The sequence below is a fragment of the Actinomycetospora corticicola genome (assembly GCF_013409505.1).
Classification (GTDB): Bacteria; Actinomycetota; Actinomycetes; order Mycobacteriales; family Pseudonocardiaceae; genus Actinomycetospora; species Actinomycetospora corticicola.
This window is the reverse complement of record NZ_JACCBN010000001.1, coordinates 1,634,376-1,656,858: the sequence shown is the minus strand read 5'-3', so window position 1 is coordinate 1,656,858 and position 22,483 is coordinate 1,634,376. Positions and strand designations below refer to the sequence as shown.

Genomic DNA, 22,483 nt, shown 5'->3' with positions numbered 1-22,483 from the left:
CTCAGGGCCGTCCGACGTCCAGCCCGTGCAGTACGTCGCCGGCCACGGTGTGCTCGCCGAGACGGTCGGCGGCCGGGCTGTCGTGGAGGACCAGGAGCGACCCCTCCCCCAGCACCGCGATCGCCTCCGGGTGGTCCTCGCCGTCGCCGGTCTCCAGCTCGCACACCGTCTCGACCTCGTCGGCCGCCACGGCCGGAGGCAGCCCCTGCGCGCCCCCACGGAGCCGCAGCACCCGCGCGGGCCGCGACAGCACCATCGTCGGCCCCGCGAGGACGAGCAGGTCCTCCCCGTCGCGGACGAGGTCGCGCACGCCGAGACCGCGCAGGTCCAGGAAGTGCTTCCGGACGTCGAGCAGTGTCAGCTCGCCGTCGCCCTCCCCCAGGGTCAGCTCGAGGATCACCGCCCACCCCCGCAGCACCGGCCCGCGCAACCCGAGGAGCACCCGGTCGTCCGCGATCGCCGCCAGGCCCTCGACGTCGAAGCCGTTGTCCTTGCCGGGGATGCCGAGGAACGGCCCGAGGTGGTCGTCGTCGGCGAGGGCGGCGAAGAGCCCGCGGTCGTCCGTGGGCAGCCGGACCCCGCTCGCCGTCGGGAGCCCGTCCTCCCCGCGCGGCAGCCGGGCCAGCAGCCGACGCGGCTCCTCCGCCGAGACCTTGCGGAGCCGCTTGGCGACCTTCTCGGGCGGCGTCCCCGGCTTGACCCGCTTCCGCTTGGCCGAGTGCGACCCGGTGACCCACACGTGGTCGCCCCGGACGTCGATGCCCTCGACGTCGACCTCGTCGCCGGGACCGCCCGGCAGGTCCACGAGGTCACCCAGCAGCAGCTCGACCGGCTCACTCCACTCCTGCACGGAGGAGTGCCGCGTCAGCCCGAGCAGCGCCGCCCCCTCGTCGGGCGCGAGCAGCATCCGCTCCCCGCGGACCGCCATCCCCGACAGCGAGAGCCCGTACGTGTGCGTGTGCTCGGCCAGGTGCAGGACCGCGCGCGAGGTCATGGCGTCATCCTGGCGTCGAGGAGGTACGGGGCGAAGTGCTCCCCGAGCGCCTCGGCGGCGAAGGCCGTCGCCTGCTCGATCCCGAGGTCGTACACCCCGTAGGCGCCGTCGCCGGCCGCCGTGGTGAACCACAGCGTCACCAGCCCGGCCCGGCGTTGGAAGGGCGTGCGGGTCAGCGTCCAGGTGAGGATGCCGTCGCGGCGCAACGCGACGGTGCGCCGCCCGGGCGCCCCGTGCCGCGTCACGACGTAGCGCCCGACCAGCCCGTGCCCGAGGTTGCGGTACGCCAGGCGGCCCAACCACCAGCCCAGCGCGAGCCCGAGGACCGCCGCGACCACGGCCGGGAACCACATCCCCGGCACCGGTCCGAGTGCCAGCGCCGCGAGGACGACCGCCGGGACCAGACAGGCCGCCGACGCCCACCGCACCCGGCGGGTCCGCGCCGCGAGCGGGTGCCCGCGCAGGTCGACCTGAGTCGTGGGCGCCGCCGGCTCGCGCAGCACCTCGGCCACCACCCGGTCGACCACCGCCGCGGGCGCGACCGGGAGCAGCCCCCGCGGGTCCGAGCGCTGCTCCTGACCGCTCGACAGCCCGGTCGCGACGGCGTCGAGCCGGGCCGCGCCGAACCAGCGCACCGCCGCCGGTTCGATCACGGCGACCCCGCGCAGCCGGTCCTCCTCGAGCGTCGTCGACCGCCGTGTCAGCAGACCCCGCCGCACGTGCAGGGCGCCCGTGCGCGGTTCACGGGTGAGGCGGTAGCCCCACCACGACTCCACGAAGACCGCCAGCGACGCCACCGTCCCCACGACCGCGACCACCACGAGCCCGACCACCAGCGACACCACCGCACCGAGCGCCAGCGCCAGCCGCGCCGCGTCGTCGAGCACGATCCGCTGCAGCCCGAACCAGTCCGAGCCCTGCAGCAGCGTGCCGAACGCCGCGACCCCGAGGACGGGGGTGAGCGACGACAGCGGCGCGAAGCGCACCCAGCCGGGATCGAGGACGGCGAGGGTCTCGTCGCGCGGGGCGGCCGCCGGCTCCTCCTGCGGCTCGCCCTTCCCGACGACGGGTCGCTCCAGCAGGTCGCGACGCACCGCCTCCGCGTCCGGGCGGCGCAGGGCCCGCAGCTCCAGCGGCCGGTCCGTCGCCGAGGCCTTCTGGCCGGTCCCGATCCGCACCGTGGCGAGTCCGAGCACCCGCAGGACGGGGTCGGCGGTCACCTCCACGGTGCGCACCCGCTCCCGCGCCAGTCCCTTGCGGGCCCGCACGACGATCCCGCTGTGCACCTCGACGCGCTCCGCGCCGATCCGGAACCGGGTCCGCAGGAGCCGGACCCACTCGAGGAGCGTGGCCGCCCCGACGAGCAGGACGACGCCCGTCCCGACGAGCCCCACCGTGAAGACGAACGTCTCCCGCCCCCGCTGGCCGAGCAGCACCGGCACGCCTGCGGCCAGGCAGGCCCCCAGCGCGAGGACCGCCGAGGCGAGGACCGTCCGCGGGTCGAGCCGCCGCCACCCGTCCTCGACGGTCACGTCGCGTCCCCGGGCACGGCCTGCGTCGCCCGGGTCAGTCCCTCCGCGATCTGCGCCGCGCGCTCGTGGTCGAGGCCCGCGACGGTCACCGCTCCCTTCGCGGAGGCGGTCGTGACGACGAGCGTGGCCAGCCCGAGCGCCTGCTGCAGCGGGCCGCGGGTGGTGTCGACGGTCTGGATGCGCGAGAGCGGCGCCGCCCGCCACTCCTGCCAGACGAACCCGGACCGCGTGTAGACGGCGTCCTCGGTGAGCTCCCACCGGTGCACGCGGTACCAGTACGCGGGGAACAGCAGCGCGACGACCAGCCCGAGCACCACCAGCGCCCCCGCCACCGGCAGGAACCAGCCGACCGCGGGGATCAGCAGCCCGAGCACCGCGAGGACGACGGCGAGCACGACCGGCCAGACCAGGCCGTGCACCCGCCACCACCACCGCACCCGCGGGTCGAGGGACTCGCGCGGCGGGCGCAGGGGCACCTCGGAGCCGGACATGTGCGCCACCCTGGGGCAGGAGCGGGCGTCAGGCCACCGCGCGGATGCGCCGCACCACCTCGTCGCCGCCGAGCACCCGGGTCACCTCGTAGAGGTCGGGGCTGCGCTGCGCCCCCGTCACGAGCACCCGGATCACGTTGGCGGCGTCGCGCAGCATGCCGGGGTAGGCGTCGGGGTCCTTCTTGTAGGTCTTCGGATTCGGGGCGAACCCGTGCCGCTCGGCGAGGTCGCGGATCTGCTGGAACCAGGTCGGCTGGTCGCCCTCCTGGACGTACCGAGCCGCCAGGTCCTCGGCCAGCCGCGCCACCAGGGCCGGGTCGAGGCCGTTGAAGCGCTCGTCGGCGGGGTCGGTGACGTCGGAGAACAGCTCGGGGAAGAAGAAGCCGTACGCGGTGCGGAACTCCGACCAGCAGGCGAGGTCCTTGCGCGGGTTGTCCACCCCGACGCGCTCGACGTCGATCGCGGCCAGCGCCAGCTTCTCGTTCTCGTCGAGCACCTCGACCAGCGTGGAGTCGTACTCCTGGGCCCAGCCGCGGACGCCGGCGAGGACGTCGGCGGCGGGCAGGGTCGCGATGTGGTCGGCGCAGATGTCGGCGAGCTTGACCATATCCACCAGCGGGCCCGCCGACTGGAACCGGTCGAGCTGCAGCGGGGTGGCCAGCGCCTCCGCGAGCGGGACCTCGGCGAGCGGCGAGTTCGCCAGCCCGCGCAGGTAGTAGAGGACCGCGTCGGTCGGGTAGCCGGCCTGCAGGTAGAAGTCGACCGACGCCTCGTCGTCCTTGCGCTTGGAGAGCTTGCGGCGCGAGCTGCCCTCCTGCTTCATCAGCGGCGCGAGGTGGGCGTACTCCACCTGAGGGAAGCCCAGCGCGGTGAACAGCTGCAGATGGGTGGGCACCGACGAGAGCCACTCGTCGCCGCGGACCACCAGCGAGGTCCGCATCAGGTGGTCGTCGACGACGTGCGCGAAGTGGTAGGTCGGCAGCCGCGGTTCGGTGGCCGAGGTCTTGAGGATGACGACGTCGTTGTGGTTGTCCTCGGCTTCCACGCGGCCACGCAGCCGGTCGGTGAACGCGACCCGCTCCCCCACCTTGCCCTCGGAGCGGAACCGGACCACGTACGGGTCCCCGGCCTCCAGACGACGGGTGACCTCGCCCTCGTCGGCGTCCCGCCACGGCGCCCAGCGGCCGTAGTAGCCGGTGGGCAGCTTGAGCTTCTTCTGCGCGTCGGAGATCTCGGCGAGCTCCTCCTTCGTCGCGAAGTCCGGGTAGGCGAGCCCCCGGCGCAGCAGCTCGCGGACGAAGCTCAGGTAGATCTCGCCGCGCTGCGACTGCCGGTACGGGCCGTAGGGCCCGTCGTCCTCGTGGCCGGAGAGGGGCCCCTCGTCGGGACGCAGGTCGAAGGCGTCGAACGCGCGGGCGAACTGGACGTCGGCGCCCGCGACCTCGCGGGCCTGGTCGGTGTCCTCGATGCGCAGGAAGTACGTGCCGCCGGTCGAGTGGGCGAGGTCGCGGGACACCATCGCGGTGTAGATGCCGCCGATGTGGACGAACCCGGTCGGGCTCGGACCGAAGCGGGTGACGAACGCGCCGTCTCCGACCTCGCGCGGCGGGTACCGCTGCTCCCACTCCTCGGTCTCGGGCAGGTCGGCCGGGAAGAGGGAGTCGACGGTCGCGCGATCCAGCATGGTGACCAGGCTAGTCGGGGCCGTCCTCCCGACGACGGGTCCGGCCCCGGTCAGGCGACGCCGACGACGACGGCGGGGTCGGTGCGGGTGGTGGTGAGCACGAGTGCCCCGGGCGCCGGGAGGACGACGTCCGCGGAGCGTCGGTAGAGCAGGGTGTCCCGGTCCGGGTCCGCCCCGTCCGGCGCGGGCGGTCCGAGGTCGACCGGCAGCACCGGGCCGTCGTCGACGCGCAGCGCGAAGCCCGCGCCGCAGAACCGCAGCGTCCCCGTGTCGGTGACGGCCACCGCCCCCTCCGGGGTAGAGCACTCGCCCGGGGCCTCCGCGGGCAGCGGCACGATCGCGCCGGTCCGCGGGTCGATCGATCCGGTCGGCAGCCCCTCGGTGAGGGCGAGGGCACGGACCGGGCCCGGTCGGACGGCGCCGAGGTCGAACTCGCCGAGACCGGGCACGGGGCGAGCCGCGCCGGTGGCCGCGTCGACGACCTGCGCGGGCGCGCCGCCCACCAGGACGGCGGAGCCGTCGGGCAGGGCCGTAACGGTTGGTTCGGCGCCCACGACCTCGCCGTCCGGCGTGACCATGGCGACGCCGGGCGTGCTCCACCGGACGGCCCCGGTGCGGTCGTCGAGGCCGGTGAGCACGCGGTCGCGGCCGCAGTCGAGCGGCGTGACCCCGACGTCCCGGGTGGCGAGCGTCCACCGTCCGGGCGGCCCGAGCGTCGGCGACCAGAGATCACCCAGCGTGCAGCCGGACGGCGGGGTCCAGGTCCAGGCCTGCCCGCCGTCCTCGAGCCGGTGCGCGACGAGCCGGTAGGTGGTCTCCGGTCGCGACGAGGACGACGACGTCGGGACCGGTGCGGGCAGGGGCTCGAGGACGGTGAGGACCCGTTCGGTGAGCTGCAGGACACCGCGGCGGATCGGCGTGACGACGGTGAAGCGGGTGGCCCCGGAGGCCGCGTCCAGCACGGTGACGACGGCTCTGCGCCCCGGCAGGACGTACGAGACGGCGAGCACCGTCCCGTCCGGCGAGGGCGTCAGCGCGTCCACGCGCCGTTGCCCGTGCCGGAACGTCCAGCGCGGCGCGCCGGTCGTGCCGTCGAGCGCGACGGTCTCGTCGCCCGGGCCCCCGACCTGAGCATCGACGTCCTCCGGGGCGTCGCCGCGCGGCCCGTCCGAACCCCGGAGCACGGCCACCCCGCCCCGGATCGGGACGACGTCGGCGACCGGGCCACCGGCCGACCAGGTCCAGCGGACCGTGTCCCCGCGGGTGATGAACGCGGTGTCCGAGATCGGCGCGTCCGTGGTGGTGCGGTGCGGGGTGTCGACGACTGGCCCGGCCCCGACCGCCGCCGCGACGGCGACGACCACGACCCCGGCGCTCCCGACGAGATGCCGTCGCGCGGTCACGCGCGCCACGCGGGCCACCGCTCCCCCGACGACGGCCGCGACCCCCACGAGCAGCACGCCGACCGCCGGCCCCGGCAGGCCGTCCCGGACCGCGCCGACCAGCTCCACGGCCGCCACGACTCCGGATCCCGCCGTCGTCACCGCCCCGATCCACCGGGCCGCCACCGCCCGCGACCGCGCGAGCAGGCCCCCGACGGCGAGCACCACGAGGGCGATGACGAGCACGGTGGACTCGGTGACCTCGCCCGCCCAGCCCCACCAGCCGGTGCGGTCGAGGACCGCACCGGTCACCAGCAGGGCGATCCCGACCGCCACGAGAGCTGCGCGCACGCCGCGGAGTCTCCCGACCTGGCGTCGGGAACGGGATGGGTGGTTCTACTCGGCTGCCCGGTGGGCCGCGCCCCCGTTCGACGTCGGGTTCCCCGGCACGGTCGAGCTCCGCTCCGCTGCGTCTCCCGACACGCCCTGCGTGGCGATGGCCTCGGCCTTCGCGACGGCCGCGGCGATCTCCGGGTCGGTCCGGGTGTCGAACCAGTCCGCGACGTCCTCGTCGTGGTCGCCCGCGCGCTTCGCCGCCGTCTCGTCGTCGACCGGCGAGGGCTGGAACCGGAACACGCCGTCCTCCCCGGGAGCGCCGAGCATGCGGGTGAAGCCCTCGAGCGCCTTGCCGAAGTCGCTCGGCACCACCCACATCTTGTTGGCGTCGCCCTGCGCCATCTGGGGCAGCGTCTGCAGGTACTGGTAGGCCAGCAGCTCCGGCGTCGGCTTGCCGGCCTTGATCGCCGCGAAGACCTTCTCGATCGCCTTCGCCTGACCCTGTGCCTGGTAGAACCGCGCGGCGCGCTCACCCTGGGCGCGCAGCATCCGGGACTGCCGGTCGGCCTCGGCCTCGAGGATCGCGGACTGCTTGGCGCCCTCGGCGTTGAGGATCGCGGCCTGCTTGTTGCCCTGCGCCTCGGTCACGGACGCCTCGCGATGCCCCTCGGCGGTGAGGATCATGGCGCGCTTCTCCCGGTCGGCGCGCATCTGCTTCTCCATCGAGTCCTGGATCGACGGCGGCGGATCGATCGCCTTCAGCTCCACGCGGACCACCCGCAGGCCCCACGGGCCGGTCGCGTCGTCGAGGGCCCGGCGCAGCCCGGTGTTGATCGTCTCGCGGGAGGTCAGGGCCTCCTCCAGGCTCATCCCGCCGACGACGTCGCGCAGGGTCGTCGTGGTCAGCTGCTGGACGCCGTTGATGTAGTCGCTGATCTCGTAGACCGCGTTGCGCGGCTCGGTGACCTGGTAGTAGACGACGGTGTCGATCGACACGGTCAGGTTGTCGCGGGTGATCACCGGTTGCGGCGGGAACGAGACGACCTGCTCCCACAGGGCCACGCGCTCGCGGATGCGGTCGATGAACGGCACCAGGAACGTCAGGCCGGGCTCGGCGGTGCGCTGGTAGCGGCCGAGGCGCTCGATGACGGCGGCCTCGGCCTGGCGGACGACGGTCACGCTCTTGGCGACCGTCGTGATCACGAGGATCACGACGAGCACCAGGAACACGAGCAGGACGGTTCCCATCCCTAGCTCCTTCCGTGCGGGGTGACGACGGCCGTCGCCCCGGAGATCTCGACGACGACGACCGCGGTCCCGGCCGCGAGCTCGTCGTCGTGCAGGGCGCGGGCGGACCAGACCGACCCGCGCAGCCGGACGGTCCCGTGGTCGGCCGTGATCGGCTCGACCACCTCGCCCTCGGTGCCGAGCAGGGCCCGCGTGCCGGTGTTCACCGGGTCGTGCACCCGGAGCCGGCGGTTCACCTGCGGGCGGACGAGCAGCACCAGCAGGGCCGCGAGCACCGCGAAGACCGCGACGTCCGGGCCGAGCCGCACACCGAGCGCCGAGGCGCCTGCCGCCCCGAGGGCGGCGGCGCCGAGCATGACCAGCACGAGCTCGCCGGACAGCACTTCGGCGACGACGAGCAACACTCCCGCGATCGCCCAGATGAGCGGGATCACGTCACCAGTGTGCCCCGGATCTCGCTCAGGTGGTGACGAAGTCGATCAGCTGTTCCATCGCGGTGATCAGCGGGGTCTCGAGGTCGTTCCAGGTCGACACCGCGCCCAGCACCCGGCGGGCCCCGTCGCGCTCGTCGCCCCAGCCCAGGACGTCGCAGACGCCCTTCTTCCACTCGATGCCGCGCGGGATCGTCGGCCACGCCCGGATGCCGACGACGGAGGGCTTCACGGCCTCCCAGATGTCGATGTAGGGGTGGCCGAGCACCTGCACGTACTGCGCGGCCGGCCCGAGATCCCGGCGCAGGCCGTCGGCGATCCGGGACTCCTTCGAGCCGGTCACCAGGTGGTCGACGAGCACGCCCAGCTTGCGCTCCGGACCCGGCGCGAACTCCCGCGCGGCCTCCACGAGCACGTCGGCGCCGTGCAGCGGTTCGACGACCACGCCCTCGACGCGCAGGTCGTGCCCCCAGACGCGCTCGACGATCGCGGCGTCGTGCAGACCCTCGACCCAGATGCGGTGCGGCAGGGCCACCTTCGCGCGGCGGTCGTCGCCGCGGACCGATCCCGACGCCGAGCGTTGCTGCTCCGGCGAGGTCCGCGGCCGCGGCGGCGTGAGCGTGGCCAGCCGGCCCTCGTAGAGGAACGACGCGGGCTTCATGGGGAACAGGCGCCGCCGGCCCTCCCGGTCCTCCAGCACGACTTCACGGACGTCGGCACGGATCACCGCGCCGCAGAAGCTGCCGGTGGCGTCCTCGACGACGAGCCCCGGCTCGGCCTCGACGGTGAGGATCTCGACCTTCGGCTTGTGGCTCGCCATCCCGGGGAGCCCGCCACTGCGCCCGCTTCCCGACGACGGGCCGCCCGCCCGCGGGCCCATCGGAGCGCGACCGGCCCCACCCGTCGTCCGGAACGCCGTCTCGCCGCCGGAGCCGTTCATGCCTCGACCCTGGGTCCTCGCCACGGGAGTGACGGTAGGTGCTGGGGCGTCGTCGCACGGCGACCGACACGCGTGCTTACCCTGGTCGGCATGCCTGCTGCGAGCGCGTCCCTGGCGGTCTGGAGCGCGGCCTGGATCGCCGGCGCCGCGGCCGCCGACGACGTCCTCGACGCCCTGGCCCCGTGGTCGGAGGCGCACGACGTGGTCGCGGCCGACGTGGGCGTCGCCGTCGCGACGGACCTGCCGACCCCCGACCACGCGGGCGCGGGCCTCGGGGCGCTGCTCGTGCTGCTCCGGCAGCGGGTCGGGCCGCTCGGGCTCGACGCGCGCGTGGTGCTGCCGGCACCCGGTGACGTGCGCGGCCTGCCCGGTCCCGAGCCGTTGCGCGCGGCGGCGCTGGAGGTCGGCGAGTGCGCGGTGTTCGCGGGCGCGGACCTCGCAGTCGTCCCGTCCGTCGTGGCCGACGGGGTGCTGCGCTGGACGACCTTCGAGGTCTCCGCGGTCCCCCCGCAGGCCCATCCCTCACTTCCCGACGCCGAGGCAGACCTGCGCTCCGGGGTTCGCGACGCGGCCTCGACGCTGGCCGAGATGGACGTCGCCCGCCCCCGCGCCGGGGTGCGGGAGGAGATCGCGGCGCGGCTGCGCGGCCGTCCGCAGCCGTCCTGGCCGGCCGGTACCCCGGGTCGTCCGCTGCGGGTGCTGCAGCACGCCGACGAGGTGGAGGCGATCCTCGTGGCGGCGTCCGGGGACGACCCGGGCGGCGCGTTGACCTCCGGCGCCGCCCTGGCCCGCACCGACGCGCTCCGTCCGCTCGCGACGGCCGTCCGGGCCGCCCGGGTGGCGGCGGTCGCCGAGACGGTGCGGGTGCTCAGCGCGGCCTGATCGCCGCCCCATCTCGAACGAACGGCACTGTCGCAGCGTCTATGTGCGCGACGGTGCCGTTCGTTCACCTCGTCGTGCGGCCGTTCGTTCCGATCAGGACGAGGTCGGTCGCCGCCGGGCGGGCGGCTCGCAGCACCCCGGCGCGCAGAGGGCCCCGTTGCAGCCCACCCCGGCGCGAGGTGCGGAGCCGAGGGTGCGCGGCGTGGTGTCGCCGGTCTGCTCCGTGATCAGCTCGACGATCATCCGGACGAAGCGCGGGTCGGAGCCGGCGCTCGCGGCACGCGCGAACCCCATGCCGATCTCGTCGGCGTGCTCCGAGGCCTCGTTGTCGAGGTCCCACACCACCTCGAGGTGGTCGGACACGAACCCGACCGGACTGACGATCACCGCGGACACGCCCTTCTCGTGCAGCGTGTCGAGGTGGTCGACGATGTCCGGCTCGAGCCACGGGATCTGGGGCGGGCCCGAGCGGGACTGCCAGACGAGGTCGTGGTCGGAGGCCCCGACCGCGTCCGCGACGAGCTGGGCCGCCTCCGTCATCTGGCGCGAGTAGCGGTGCCCGCCCTCCGAGGGGAGCCCGGCGGTCTCGTCGGCCGAGATCGGGACGGAGTGGGCGGTGAAGACGAGACGGGCCTCGTGCCCGGCGTCGAGCCGCTCGCGGGCGGCCCGCACGCCGTCGGCGACCGAGTCGATGAACAGCGGGTGGTCGTAGAAGTGCCGCAGCTTCATCAGGTCCGGCGCGCTCCCGGTGCGCTCGATCGCCGCGTCCCGGGCCCGCGCGATGTCCTCGTGGTACTGCCGGCAGGCCGAGTAGCCGCCGTACGCGCTCGTGGCGAACACCAGCGCGTTCGTGATCCCGTCCTGGGCCATCTCGGCGACGGTGTCCTCGGCGAACGGGTGCCAGTTCCGGTTGCCGAAGTACACCGGGAGGTCGAGCCCCGCCTCGGCGAGCTCGCGACGTAGCGCCGCGACCAGTTCCCGGTTCAGGGCGTTGATCGGGCTGACCCCACCGAAGTGCTGGTAGTGCTCCTCGACCGCGTCGAGACGCTCCGGCGGGACCCCGCGTCCGCGGGTGACGTTCTCCAGGAAGGGCCGGACCTCGTCCGGAGCCTCGGGGCCGCCGAAGGAGAGGACGAGAACGGCGTCGTACGGGGTGGTGCTCACACCACCATCGTTCCCCGTCTCGCGACTCGTGCCACCTGTGACCCACGCCCGCCCGTTCGGCCTATCTTCACGAACGGACGAGTCGATCTATCTTGTGACTACGCACGGCGAGGGGGGCTCGCCGGACGGGTCGCCGGGGGGCGTGGTGGACGAGCTCATCGACGTGTCGATCGTGGGCGAACCGGTGGTCTACGGCGCCGGGTTCATCGCGTTGTTGCTGGTTGTGTTCACCGGCTCATGGGCGGGGTCGATCCCGACCCTCGTCCACGAGGGTGCCCACGCCCTGATGAATGTCCTGACCTTCCGAGGGCTCCGCGGCATCCATCTGTCCGACGGCGGGGGTGGGTTCACAGAGAGCGGGACAGGCGAGTGGGGCGTCGGGCTCTACCTGACCGTTCCGGCCGGCTACCTCGGACCACCTCTGGTGGGCCTCGGCGGCGCGGCCGTGCTCGCGGACGGCAATGCATGGGGTGTTCTCGTGGCAGTCATCGTGATCCTCGCGCTCACATTCCTCGCCGCCGCGAACGCCCTCGCCAATCTCGTGTCACTGGTCGCGGTCGTCGGCCTGGTGCTGGTGCTGTGGTTGGGAAGCGACGTGCTGCAGGTTGCGCTCGCGGCCGTGGTCGTGTGGTGGCTGCTCCTCGGTGGCGTTCGCGCCTCGGTGATCATGAGTCGGCGAGCTCCATCCGACGCCGCTCGAATGCAGTCCCTGACCCTTCTTCCTGCTTTGGTGTGGCAGACGTTCTGGGTCACCGTCGCGGTGGTGTGCCTCTACGCGGGAGGACGGCTGCTGTTCGTCGGCGACGCGTGGCCGGACGGGGTGTGGCCGTTCGACGTCCGGGCCTGACCAAGATCAGGTCGAGTGGACCGTCATGGTTGCTCGCAGGGGTCCTGACCAGCCATGGGCGTCCACTCGACGTGATCATGGTCCGGCCGTCGCGGGCCCGAGGTGCACATCAGGCATGCCGCGAACCCATCGGACCTGCCTGATGTGGGTCTCGCGGTGCGGGGTGGGTGCCGCCTCTCGCGAGGTTCACATCAGGCAGGCCAGCGGCACACTTGGCCTGCCTGATGTGAGTCTCGTTCGCGAGGGTTCGGGAGGGCCGGCCTGCTCCCGCTCGGCGCCCGCAGAGGGATTCGACGACGCGGCGTTGCTGTCACTGGACGCCGGGAACGACGCTTTCCTGCCAAGTGGACCGCGGGCCCGCACCCGCCGTCGGGACGAAGGATCAGACGCCGACGGCGTGGAAACCACCGTCGGCGTGGACCATCTCGCCGGTGGTGGTGGGCATCCAGTCCGAGAGGAGGGCGCAGGCCGTCTTGGCCACCGGGGTCGGGTCGGAGAGGTCCCAGCCCAGGGGTGCCCGGTCGGTCCAGGCCTGCTCGAACGACGCGAAGCCCGGGATGGACTTGGCGGCCATGGTCTTGAGCGGGCCCGCGGCGACGAGGTTGACGCGGATGCCGTCGGGGCCGAGGTCGCGCGCGAGGTAGCGGGTGGTCGACTCGAGGGCGGACTTGGCGACGCCCATCCAGTCGTAGGCGGGCCACGCGACGCGGTTGTCGAAGTCCATCCCGACGATGCTCGACCCGCGTCCCATCAGCGGCCTGCAGGCCACGGCGAGCGACTTCAGCGAGTAGGCCGACACCTCGATGGCGGTCGCGACGTCCGACCACGGGGCGTTGAGGAAGGCGCCCTCCCCCAGCGCCGACGCGGGCGCGAAGCCGATGGAGTGCAGCACCCCGTCGAGGCCGTCGACGTGCTCGCGCACGGCGTCGGCGAGTCCGTCGAGCTGCTCCTGGTTCTGCACGTCCAGCTCGATCACCGGCGCGGGCTCGGGGAGTCGCTGAGCGATCCGCTTCACCAGCGACGGGCGGCCGAAGGCGGTCACGATCACGGTCGCGCCCGCCTCCTGCGCCGCCTTGGCGACGTGGAACGCGATCGACGCGTCGGTGATGATCCCGGTGACCAGGATGCGCTTGCCGTCGAGCAGACCCACGAAATCTCCTTGGTTCGATGTGGCCGGGGACCTCGTGAGCACTTCCGGTCGCTATGACGACCGGAAGTGCTCACCTGGCGAAGCCACCTAGTGGCCCATGCCGACGCCACCGTCGACCGGGAGGACGGCGCCGGTGATGTACGCGGCGTCGTCGGAGGCGAGGAACGCGACGGCCTTGGCGATCTCGTCGGCCTGGGCGGTCCGCCCGAGCGGGATCGCCGCCATCATCTCCTCGCGCCGCTTGTCGGTGAGGTCGGCGGTCATGTCGGTGTCGACGTAGCCGGGCGCGACGACGTTGGCGGTGATGCCCCGCCCGCCCAGCTCCCGCGCGACCGACCGCGCCATGCCGACCAGGCCGGCCTTGGAGGCCGCGTAGTTGACCTGCCCCGGCGCCCCGGTGAGTCCGACGACGCTCGAGATGTAGATCAGCCGGCCGAAGCGGGCCTTCATCATCCCGCGGGTGGCCCGCTGGGTGACCCGCCACGCCCCGGTGAGGTTCGCGTCGAGCACCCCGGTGAACGCGTCCTCCGGCATCCGCATGAGCAGGCCGTCCTGGGTGATCCCCGCGTTCGCGACGACGACCTCGACCGGCCCGTGCTCGGACTCCACCTGGGAGAAGGCGGCGTCGACGGCCGCGGAGTCCGTGACGTCGCAGATCACGCCGTGCAGCCCCTCCGGCGGCTCGCCGCTGCGGTGGGTGACGACGACGGTGTCACCGCGGGCGGTGAGCTCCTTCGCGATCGCGAGGCCGATGCCCCGGTTGCCTCCGGTCACGAGCACGACCCGGCTCACGCATGTCCTCCTCCGTCGGTGGCGCGGCGAACGCTAGTGGCTACCGACAGGTAGCGGCGACCGGTGGAGATGCATCACGTCTCAGGGCAACCGCGCACCCAGCGCGAACGCCGTGCCGAGCCCGATCACCACGAGGATCGAGCCGGCCAGCAGCCAGTCCCCTCCGGTGTCGACCTCCTGCGACTCGTAGCCGATCTGCTCGCGCAACGTGTCGTAGGTGGCCTTGAGGTCCTGCTGGGTGGCCGCCTTGGAGAAGTCGCCGCCCGAGCGGCGGGCGATCTCCTGCATGTCGGAGTCGGCGACCGGCACGGGCACCGGTCGGCCCTCGATCTCGATCTCCCCGTACTCGGTGCCGAAGGAGATCGCCGAGATCGGCACGTTCTGCTGCTTGGCCTGGTCGGCCGCCGTGAACGCGCCGCGCGGGGCCTCGAGGTCCGACGGGATGGTCTGCTTGCCGTCGGAGAGCAGGATGATCCGGCCGGGCGGCGGCTCCTCCGGGCCCTGGATCTGGTTGGCGACCGACCGGATCGACGCCAACGACGCCTGGATCGCCTCGCCGGTGGCGGTGGACTCCGCCAGCTGCAGCGTGGCGATACCCCGCTTCACCGTGTCGCGGTCGCGGGTCGGTGAGACCAGCACGGTGGCGGTGCCGGCGAAGGACACGAGGCCCAGGTTGATCCCGGGCGGCAGCTCGTCGACGAACTCGGTCGCCGCCTGCTGGGCGGTCTGCAGGCGGCTCGGGCTCACGTCGGTGGCCCGCATGGAGAGCGAGACGTCGATCGCGAGCATGACGGTGGCCCGGTTCCGCGGCACCTGTTCGGTGGCCAGCGGACCGGCCAGGGCCACGACGAGGCAGGTCAGCGCCACGAGCACGAGGGCGACCGGCGCGTGGCGCAGCCGCCCGGGCCGCTTCGGCGCGATCTTCTCGAGCACACCGAGGTTGGTGAAGCGCATCGTGTTGCGCCTGCGCCGGCGCTCGTTGACCACGTACGCGGCGGTCAGGGCGGCGACGACGAGGAGGGCGAGCAGCCACCACGGGTGCGAGAACATCAGGCCCTCCCCCCGCCCGCGAGCGGCGCGGTGCCCTGCCCCGACCAGCCCCGCTTGCGCGCGACGACGAAGCGCACCACGTCGGCGATCCAGTCGCGGTCGGTGCGCAGCCGCAGGTGCCCGGCCCCGGCGGCGCGGATCGCGTACGCGACCCGGTCGCGGTGCGCGGCCGCCTCCGCCGCGAAGCGCCGCCGCAGGGTGGGCGTGGTGGTCACCTCCCGCGAGTGCCCGGACTCCGGGTCGGCGAGCACGACGGTGCCGACGTCGGGCAGTTCCTCGTCCCGCAGGTCGCCCACCTCGATCGCGAGCACGTCGTGGCGCACGGCGAGCGCGCGCAGGGCGCGGCTCCAGTCGGTGTCGCCGAGGAAGTCGGACACCACCACCACGAGCCCCCGACGACGGGGCGGGTTGCGCAGGGCCTCGAGGGCGCCGACCAGGTCGCCGCGGGTGCCCTCCGGCGCGCGGGGCGTGCTCGCGATGCGACGCATCAGCCCGTGCACGTGGGCGGTCCCGCCCCGGGCAGGCAGCCGCACCAGGCCGGTGCCGTTGGCGACGACGGCGCCGATGCGGTTGCCCCCGCCCTGCGTCAGGTGCACCACCGCGGCGCACGCGGCGACGGCGAGGTCGCGCTTCTCGCAGCCGCCGGTGCCGAAGTCGAGGCTCGGCGACAGGTCGACGACGAGCCACGTCTCGAGCTCGCGGTCGGCGATCGTCTCCCGGATGTGGGGCTCGGAGGTGCGCGCCGTGACCGACCAGTCCATCCGCCGGACGTCGTCGCCGGGCTGGTAGACCCGCGCGTCACCGGCCTCCGACCCGGGACCGGGCACCAGACCGAGGTGGTTCCCCTGCAGGAGACCGTCGAGGCGTCGCCGCACGGACAGCTCGAGCGTGCGCAGCGCGGCCTGGAGGTGGGCGCTGTCCGGCGCCAGCGACGGCGGGTGCGGGTCGGGCCCCCCGCCGTCCCGACGACGGGGCTCCTCCCCCGAGGTCTCCGGCGCGGCCGACGGCTCCCCCTCCGGCGCCACCCCGAGCCGGCCGAGCAGACGCGGCCACCACGAGGGCCCCGGCGACGGACCGCCGGACGCGGACTCCTCCGGGCTCACGATCCGGCCGCCGCCTGCGGCCCGCCGTACTGCTGGCCCTGCTGCGGGCCGGGTGCCGAGCCGTGCTGCGGCGCCTGCGACGCCGGACCGGTGACCGCCACCGGCCGGGCGCTGACCTGCGGCAGCGGCACGGTCTGCAGGAGCCGGGTGACCACGTGGTCGACCGGGACGCCGTCGGCGAGGGCGTCGTAGGACAGCACGAGCCGGTGGCGCAGCACGTCCGGCGCGATGTCGACGACGTCCTGCGGCAGCACGTAGTCCCGCCCGCGGACCAGGGCGAGCGCGCGGGAGGCGGAGATGATGCCGAGCGACGCACGCGGGGACGCGCCGTAGGCGACCCACCCGGCGACGTCGGACATGCCGTGCTCCGCGGGCGAGCGGGTGGCGACCACGAGACGCACGACGTAGTCGACCAGCGCGTGGTGCACGAAGACCTGGGCGGCGACGTCCTGCAGGCGGCGCAGCTCCGCCGGGTCGAGCACCGTGTGCGGCTGCGGCGCGCGGACGCCCATCCGGTAGACGATCTCGCGCTCCTCCTCGGCGGTGGGGTACTCGACGAGGATCTTGAACAGGAACCGGTCGCGCTGGGCCTCCGGCAGCGGGTAGACGCCCTCGTTCTCGATCGGGTTCTGCGTGGCGAGCACGAGGAACGGGTCGGGCATCGGGTGGCTGACCCCGCCGATCGACACCTTCCGCTCGGCCATCACCTCGAGCATCGCCGACTGCACCTTCGCGGGGGCGCGGTTGATCTCGTCGGCGAGGACGAAGTTCGACACCACGGGACCGAGCTCGACGTCGAACGCCTCCCGGCCCTGCCGGTAGATGCGGGTGCCGAGGATGTCCGAAGGCACGAGGTCCGGCGTGAACTGGATGCGGGCGAACGACCCGCCCACCACCGTCGCGAACGTCTCCACCGCGAGCGTCTTCGCCACGCCCGGCACACCCTCGAGCAGCAGGTGCCCCTTCGCGAGGAGACCGACGAGCATCCGCTCGACCAGGCGGTCCTGGCCGACGATCACCCGCTTGACCTCCACCACCAGGCGCTCGAGCTGCGCGGCGTCGTGCGCGGGCGTCGCGGGACCGTCAGCAGCAGACACAACTTCTCCCTCGTCGGACATCGGGCGTGACGGTACCCATCCCCACCGACAACGTGAGGTGAGGTCGCTACAGCAGGCGGGTCACCGTCGGGACGATCTCGTCGTCGAAGCGGACGGGGACCACCCGCACGACCTTCCCCGACTCCGGCGCCTCGACCATCCGGTCGTCCCCGAGGTAGAGCGCCACGTGGTGGATGCCGTCGCCGTCGGCCCAGAACAGCATGTCCCCGGGCCGGCGCTGGTCGAGCGGGAACTTCGGCCCGGCGTCGGCCTGGTACCCCGAGTAGTGCGGCAGCGCCTTCCCGACGCCGGCGAAGGCGTAGACCATCAGCCCCGAGCAGTCGAAGCCGACCTTGTCGAAGTCCCCGAAGGCGTCCGCGACCCCGCCGTCGCGAATCCCCCGCGTCGGTCCGTCGCCGTTCCCGCCGCCCCACGCGTAGGTGGTGCCGAGCTCGGACAGAGCCCGGTCGATGACGATCTCCACCGGATCGGCGGGGGCGGGCGGTGAGGTCGTCGTCGGTGTCCCCGGACTTCCCGACGGCGGGTCCGGGTCCGGCGTGGTCACGGCGGGCTTCGGGGCGACACGGGCGAGCCGCGCCACGGCGGCGGCCCGTCGTGCGGCGTCGTCGGCGCTCTGCGCCTGCTCGCGGGCGGTCTGTGCCGCCTCGGCCCGCCGCCGCTGGGCGGCCAGGGCGGCGTCGGAGGCCTCGAGGGTGGCGAGCCGGGCCTGGGCGGCCGCGCGCTGTGCGGTGACGGCGGTGATGCGCTGTTGCTGCGCCGCGACCGCGGACTGGGCGGCCGCCAGCTGGTCGCGGGCGGTGGTCGCGGCGTCCCGCGCGGTGTCGGCCGCGGCCCGGGCGTCGCCCGCCGCCTTCCGCGCCCGGGAGTCGGCGTTCGCGGCGTCGACCCGCATCCGCTCGTAGCCGTCGAGGGCCGCGGTCTGCTCGTCGGAGACCAGGCCCTGCAGCTGCAGGCGCTCCGCGACGTCGTTCGGGCCGTTCGTCCCGGCCAGCGCGGCGACGATGCTCGAGGAGTCGGCCTGCTGGAACTGGGCGGCGACCCACGCGTCGACCCGCGCGCGGGCCTGCTCGGCCTCGCCCGCGATCCGGTCGGCGTCCTGCCGCGCGGCCGATGCATCGGCGCGTGTCGACGCCACCCGGGCTTGCGCGGCGGTCTCGTCGGCCACCGCACGGTTCGCGAGCTCGCGGCGGTGCCCGGCGGCCGTGGCCAGGTCGTCGAGCTGCGTCTGCAGGGTGGAGAGCTGCCCGACCAGCCGACCGACCTCCGCCGCCGGCCCGCCGGGATCCCCGGGCGGTGGCGGGGCGATCTGCGCGGCGGCCGGAGTGGCGAGCGCGAGCAGGAGGACGCCCGTCACGACGAGCGCTCGCACCACCGGTCCACCCCCGTCCTCGCCCCTCGGCGGCGGTAGTGGACCAGCCCGCGGTCCCGGCGCGGCGCCACCACGCGCCCGTGGGCGTGTCGGAGGGCACCCGACGGTGTCCGGCCCGTCCGACGTGATCGTCGTAACCTGGTTGCAGCAGGTCCGGGGGTGCGGGTGCGCCGTGGAGGGGGCGTGCGACAGACTCCCCGCGAGCGGGCGCCGTGCGGCCCTTCCGAGCGGCCGCCCACCTGCATCGACCAGGACTGACCGGGCGCGGCGCCGGGCACCACATCCGCAGACCGGCCGCGAGAGCAGCCAGCACCGACGGGCTCCCACCACGGGCCCTCGGGAACGAGGAGGAGACGCGTGAGCGAAGAGGCCAGCGGAAGCGTCGACAGTTTCGGCGCCAAGGGGACCCTCGAGGTCGACGGCAACTCGTACGAGATCTTCCGCCTGAGCGCGGTCGAGGGCCACGAGCGGCTGCCGTTCAGCCTCAAGGTCCTGCTCGAGAACCTGCTGCGCACCGAGGACGGCCTGGTCACCACCCAGGACACCATCAACGCGCTCGCGCAGTGGGACCCGCAGGCCGAGCCGGACACCGAGATCCAGTACGTGCCGGGCCGCGTCGTGATGCAGGACTTCACCGGCGTCCCCTGCATCGTCGACCTCGCCACCATGCGCGAGGCGGTCACCGAGCTGGGCGGCGACGCGTCGAGCGTGAACCCGCTCGCCCCGGCCGAGCTGGTCATCGACCACTCGGTCGTCGCGGACCTCTTCGGCACCCCGGACGCGTTCGAGAAGAACGTGGAGCTGGAGTACCAGCGCAACGAGGAGCGCTACAAGTTCCTGCGCTGGGGCCAGACCGCGTTCAACGAGTTCAAGGTCGTCCCGCCCGGCACCGGCATCGTCCACCAGGTCAACATCGAGCACCTGGCGCGCGTGGTCATGATCCGCAACGGCCAGGCCTACCCCGACACGCTGGTCGGCACCGACTCGCACACCACGATGGTCAACGGCCTCGGTGTGCTCGGCTGGGGCGTCGGCGGTATCGAGGCCGAGGCGGCCATGCTCGGCCAGCCGGTCTCGATGCTGATCCCCAAGGTCGTGGGCTTCCAGCTCTCCGGTGAGCTGCCGGCGGGCGCCACCGCCACCGACCTGGTGCTGACGATCACCGAGATGCTGCGCGAGCACGGCGTCGTCGGGAAGTTCGTCGAGTTCTACGGCGAGGGCGTCGGCGCGGTGCCGCTGGCCAACCGCGCCACCATCGGCAACATGAGCCCGGAGTTCGGCTCCACCTGCGCGATCTTCCCGATCGACGACGAGACGCTGACCTACCTGCGCTTCACCGGGCGCGACGAGGAGCAGGTCTCCCTCGTCGAGGCCTACGCCAAGGAGCAGGGCCTCTGGCACGACCCGCAGCACGAGGCCGACTACTCCGAGACGCTGTCGCTGGACCTCTCGACGGTCGTCCCGTCGATCGCCGGCCCGAAGCGCCCGCAGGACCGCATCCAGCTCGACGCCGCCAAGGAGTCCTTCCGCGCGTCGCTGCCGGACTACGTCGACGACGACGGGTCGGCGAAGTCGCAGTCCGAGGAGTCCGACAGCGAGTCGTTCCCGGCCTCCGACCCGCCCGCCGAGCACCCCAACGGGCAGGCCGACAAGCCCTCGGTGCACAAGCAGCCGAGCGACCCGGGCGGCCGCGCGTCGAACCCGGTGCCGGTCACGCTCTCCGACGGCACGCAGCTCGAGCTCGACCACGGCGCCGTCACCATCGCCGCGATCACCTCGTGCACCAACACGTCGAACCCGTCGGTGATGATCGGCGCGGCCCTGCTGGCCCGGAACGCCGTCGACAAGGGCCTCGAGCGTCGGCCGTGGGTGAAGACCTCCCTCGCGCCCGGGTCCAAGGTCGTCATGGACTACTACGAGCGCTCGGGCCTGCTGCCCTACCTGGAGAAGCTCGGCTTCAACCTCGTCGGGTACGGCTGCACCACCTGCATCGGCAACTCGGGCCCGCTGCCCGAGGAGATCTCGAAGGCCATCAACGACGAGGACCTCGCGGTCACCGCGGTCCTCTCGGGCAACCGCAACTTCGAGGGTCGCATCAACCCCGACGTCAAGATGAACTACCTGGCCAGCCCGCCGCTGGTGGTGGCCTACGCGCTCGCCGGGACGATGGACCTCGACCTCTCGACCGAGCCCCTCGGGTACGACCCGCAGGGCGACCCGGTCACGCTGGCCGACATCTGGCCCTCGCCGCGGGAGGTCCAGGAGGTCATCGAGTCCTCGCTCTCCGCCGAGCAGTTCACCTCGCGCTACGCCGAGGTGTTCGCCGGCGACGAGCGCTGGACCTCGCTGCCCACCCCCGAGGGCGAGACCTTCACCTGGGACCAGGAGTCGACCTACGTCCGGAAGCCCCCGTACTTCGAGGGCATGGACCGGGAGCCGTCGGAGGTCACCGACATCGAGGGCGCGCGGGTGCTGCTCAAGCTCGGCGACTCGGTGACCACCGACCACATCTCCCCGGCCGGTGCCATCAAGGAGGAGTCGCCCGCGGGCCGCTACCTCAAGGAGAACGGCGTCGAGCGCAAGGACTTCAACTCCTACGGCTCGCGCCGCGGCAACCACGAGGTGATGATCCGCGGCACGTTCGCGAACATCCGCCTGCGCAACGAGCTGAAGGACGCCGACGGCAAGGACCTCCCCCAGGGTGGCTGGACCGTCGACTACACCGACGGCGGCAAGCAGGCCGCGGTGTACGACGCGGCCCAGAACTACGCCGCCGAGGGCACCCCGCTGGTCATCCTGTCCGGCAAGGAGTACGGCTCCGGCTCCTCGCGCGACTGGGCGGCGAAGGGCACGACGCTCCTGGGCGTCAAGGCCGTGATCGCCGAGTCCTACGAGCGCATCCACCGCTCGAACCTGGTCGGCATGGGCGTGCTGCCCCTGCAGTACCCGGAGGGCCAGGACGCCGACTCGCTCGGTCTCACCGGCACGGAGACCTTCTCGATCTCCGGGGTCACCGCTCTGAACGACGGCGGCGTCCCCGACACCGTGCACGTGACCGCGCAGCCGGAGTCGGGCGACGCGATCGAGTTCGACGCGCGCCTGCGCATCGACACGCCCGGCGAGGCGGCGTACTACCGCAACGGCGGCATCCTGCCGTACGTGCTCCGCAAGATGCTCGGCTAGGACCTGACGGTCCCCCAGGGCGGTGCTCCTCGACGAGGGGCACCGCCCTCCGTCGTCTGCAGGGGGTCTAGGAGGCCGTTCCCGACGCCGGGTCGGTGCGGGTCGGGTGGCCCTCGAGCCGCTCCCGCGCCTCGTCGGGCAGCTCCTCGAGCCCGTACTCGGCGAGCAGCCAGCCGATCTCCTCGTCGGTCGGCGGCGTCTCCTGCTCGGAGAGGACATGCTCGAGGTGGGCCAGGAACTCCGTCGCAGAATCGGGCTCGGTGGTCTCCAGTCCGGTCGTCAGGACATCGCCGAGGTCGGCGTGGGACTCGACGGCCTGCAGCGGGAGGGCGATCACGGTTGCGGTCGGGCCGAGCACCACCTGCGGGTAGGCCTGCACGCTGTCGGCGTCCGCCTCCCAGCGCGCGTCGTCGCGCGTCTCGATCACGCGGCGGCCGAGCAGCAGCCCGAGGTCGAGGGCCAGCGACGGGGTCGCGTCGTCGACCGGCCGGGCCGCGAACCACTCCCCCACGGCGCGCCAGGCCTCGTCGTCGGGACCGTGCCCGAGGCCGAGCCGGTCGAGCAGCGCGGCCGCCTCGGCGACCCGGGCCGGCTCGGCGGCGAGGAGGCGGTGGTACACCCGACGGGACCGGGTGTCGTCGATCGTGGCGCCGGGGAACTCGTGGTCCTCGGTGTACGGGCGGTATCCGGGCAGGTCGGCAGGGGCCTCGACCGGGCGGTACGACGGCGTGCCGGGGATCCGGGCCCAGGGCAGGAAGGTCGACCAGAGCAGCTCGCGCACGGGGCT

19 protein-coding genes are annotated in these 22,483 nt (G+C 73.6%); 3 read left to right on the top strand and 16 right to left on the bottom strand.

The features are described from left to right. Position 1: 1 nt before the first annotated feature. The 8 genes from BJ983_RS07885 to BJ983_RS07850 are packed head-to-tail and all read right to left on the bottom strand — an operon-like array spanning position 2 to position 9,038. Positions 2-994: a DUF3616 domain-containing protein gene (locus BJ983_RS07885; protein WP_179793310.1), complete on the bottom strand. Its 993-nt coding sequence runs from the start codon at positions 992-994 to the stop codon at positions 2-4. Further along, entirely contained in the window at positions 991-2,526 is a 1,536-nt protein-coding gene (locus BJ983_RS07880; RefSeq protein ID WP_179793309.1) for a PH domain-containing protein, read from the bottom strand. The genes BJ983_RS07885 and BJ983_RS07880 overlap by 4 nt, the downstream gene beginning before the upstream one ends. Further along, positions 2,523-3,017 carry a PH domain-containing protein gene (locus BJ983_RS07875; protein WP_179793308.1) on the bottom strand — a complete coding sequence of 165 codons (495 nt, stop codon included), beginning with the start codon at positions 3,015-3,017 and terminating at the stop codon, positions 2,523-2,525. Before BJ983_RS07875 ends, BJ983_RS07880 begins: the two co-directional genes overlap by 4 nt. Positions 3,018-3,045: 28 nt before the next feature. After that, positions 3,046-4,701 (bottom strand): glutamate--tRNA ligase, encoded by a 1,656-nt coding sequence (locus BJ983_RS07870; RefSeq protein ID WP_179793307.1) that lies wholly within the window; start codon positions 4,699-4,701, stop codon positions 3,046-3,048. A gap of 50 nt (positions 4,702-4,751) precedes the next feature. Then, entirely contained in the window at positions 4,752-6,434 is a 1,683-nt protein-coding gene (locus BJ983_RS07865) for a hypothetical protein (protein WP_179793306.1), read from the bottom strand. 45 nt (positions 6,435-6,479) lie between these two features. Further along, positions 6,480-7,667: an SPFH domain-containing protein gene (locus BJ983_RS07860; protein ID WP_179793305.1), complete on the bottom strand. Its 1,188-nt coding sequence runs from the start codon at positions 7,665-7,667 to the stop codon at positions 6,480-6,482. Between the two features lie 2 nt (positions 7,668-7,669). Further along, entirely contained in the window at positions 7,670-8,101 is a 432-nt protein-coding gene (locus BJ983_RS07855) for an NfeD family protein (RefSeq protein WP_179793304.1), read from the bottom strand. Between the two features lie 25 nt (positions 8,102-8,126). Then, complete coding sequence (locus BJ983_RS07850) at positions 8,127-9,038, bottom strand: DUF3097 family protein (RefSeq protein ID WP_246325549.1); 912 nt, start codon at positions 9,036-9,038, stop codon at positions 8,127-8,129. Positions 9,039-9,128: 90 nt separating this feature from the next. Here BJ983_RS07850 and BJ983_RS07845 point away from each other — a divergent pair, with 90 nt between their 5' ends. After that, positions 9,129-9,920 (top strand): hypothetical protein, encoded by a 792-nt coding sequence (locus BJ983_RS07845; RefSeq protein WP_179793303.1) that lies wholly within the window; start codon positions 9,129-9,131, stop codon positions 9,918-9,920. A gap of 93 nt (positions 9,921-10,013) precedes the next feature. On the opposite strand, the gene BJ983_RS07840 is transcribed toward BJ983_RS07845, so the two are convergent. Beyond that, positions 10,014-11,084 (bottom strand): ferrochelatase, encoded by a 1,071-nt coding sequence (locus tag BJ983_RS07840; RefSeq protein ID WP_179793302.1) that lies wholly within the window; start codon positions 11,082-11,084, stop codon positions 10,014-10,016. 142 nt (positions 11,085-11,226) lie between these two features. On the opposite strand from BJ983_RS07840, the gene BJ983_RS07835 reads away from it, so the two are divergent. Continuing rightward, positions 11,227-11,931 (top strand): M50 family metallopeptidase, encoded by a 705-nt coding sequence (locus BJ983_RS07835; RefSeq protein WP_179793301.1) that lies wholly within the window; start codon positions 11,227-11,229, stop codon positions 11,929-11,931. 382 nt (positions 11,932-12,313) lie between these two features. Here the strand turns inward: BJ983_RS07835 and fabI are convergent, their stop codons facing one another. The 6 genes from fabI to BJ983_RS32140 all read right to left on the bottom strand — a co-directional run bounded on the left by fabI (position 12,314) and on the right by BJ983_RS32140 (position 18,516). After that, positions 12,314-13,081 carry an enoyl-ACP reductase FabI gene (gene fabI, locus BJ983_RS07830; RefSeq protein ID WP_179793300.1) on the bottom strand — a complete coding sequence of 256 codons (768 nt, stop codon included), beginning with the start codon at positions 13,079-13,081 and terminating at the stop codon, positions 12,314-12,316. Between the two features lie 87 nt (positions 13,082-13,168). Beyond that, positions 13,169-13,873, bottom strand: coding sequence for a 3-oxoacyl-ACP reductase FabG (gene fabG, locus BJ983_RS07825; protein WP_179793299.1), 705 nt, complete (start codon positions 13,871-13,873; stop codon positions 13,169-13,171). A gap of 81 nt (positions 13,874-13,954) precedes the next feature. Beyond that, the gene (locus BJ983_RS07820; RefSeq protein WP_179793298.1) at positions 13,955-14,923 is read right to left on the bottom strand and encodes a VWA domain-containing protein; all 969 of its coding nucleotides are present in this window, start codon (positions 14,921-14,923) and stop codon (positions 13,955-13,957) included. Beyond that, positions 14,923-15,852, bottom strand: coding sequence for a DUF58 domain-containing protein (locus BJ983_RS07815; RefSeq protein WP_179797494.1), 930 nt, complete (start codon positions 15,850-15,852; stop codon positions 14,923-14,925). Before BJ983_RS07815 ends, BJ983_RS07820 begins: the two co-directional genes overlap by 1 nt. A 170-nt stretch (positions 15,853-16,022) precedes the next feature. Further along, positions 16,023-17,144 carry an AAA family ATPase gene (locus BJ983_RS07810; RefSeq protein ID WP_179793297.1) on the bottom strand — a complete coding sequence of 374 codons (1,122 nt, stop codon included), beginning with the start codon at positions 17,142-17,144 and terminating at the stop codon, positions 16,023-16,025. A 46-nt stretch (positions 17,145-17,190) separates the two neighbouring features. After that, positions 17,191-18,516: an NlpC/P60 family protein gene (locus tag BJ983_RS32140; RefSeq protein WP_179793296.1), complete on the bottom strand. Its 1,326-nt coding sequence runs from the start codon at positions 18,514-18,516 to the stop codon at positions 17,191-17,193. A 354-nt stretch (positions 18,517-18,870) separates the two neighbouring features. On the opposite strand from BJ983_RS32140, the gene BJ983_RS07800 reads away from it, so the two are divergent. Next, positions 18,871-21,696 carry an aconitate hydratase AcnA gene (locus BJ983_RS07800; protein ID WP_179793295.1) on the top strand — a complete coding sequence of 942 codons (2,826 nt, stop codon included), beginning with the start codon at positions 18,871-18,873 and terminating at the stop codon, positions 21,694-21,696. 67 nt (positions 21,697-21,763) lie between these two features. On the opposite strand, the gene BJ983_RS07795 is transcribed toward BJ983_RS07800, so the two are convergent. Further along, entirely contained in the window at positions 21,764-22,477 is a 714-nt protein-coding gene (locus BJ983_RS07795; RefSeq protein ID WP_179793294.1) for a hypothetical protein, read from the bottom strand. Positions 22,478-22,483: the final 6 nt, after the last annotated feature.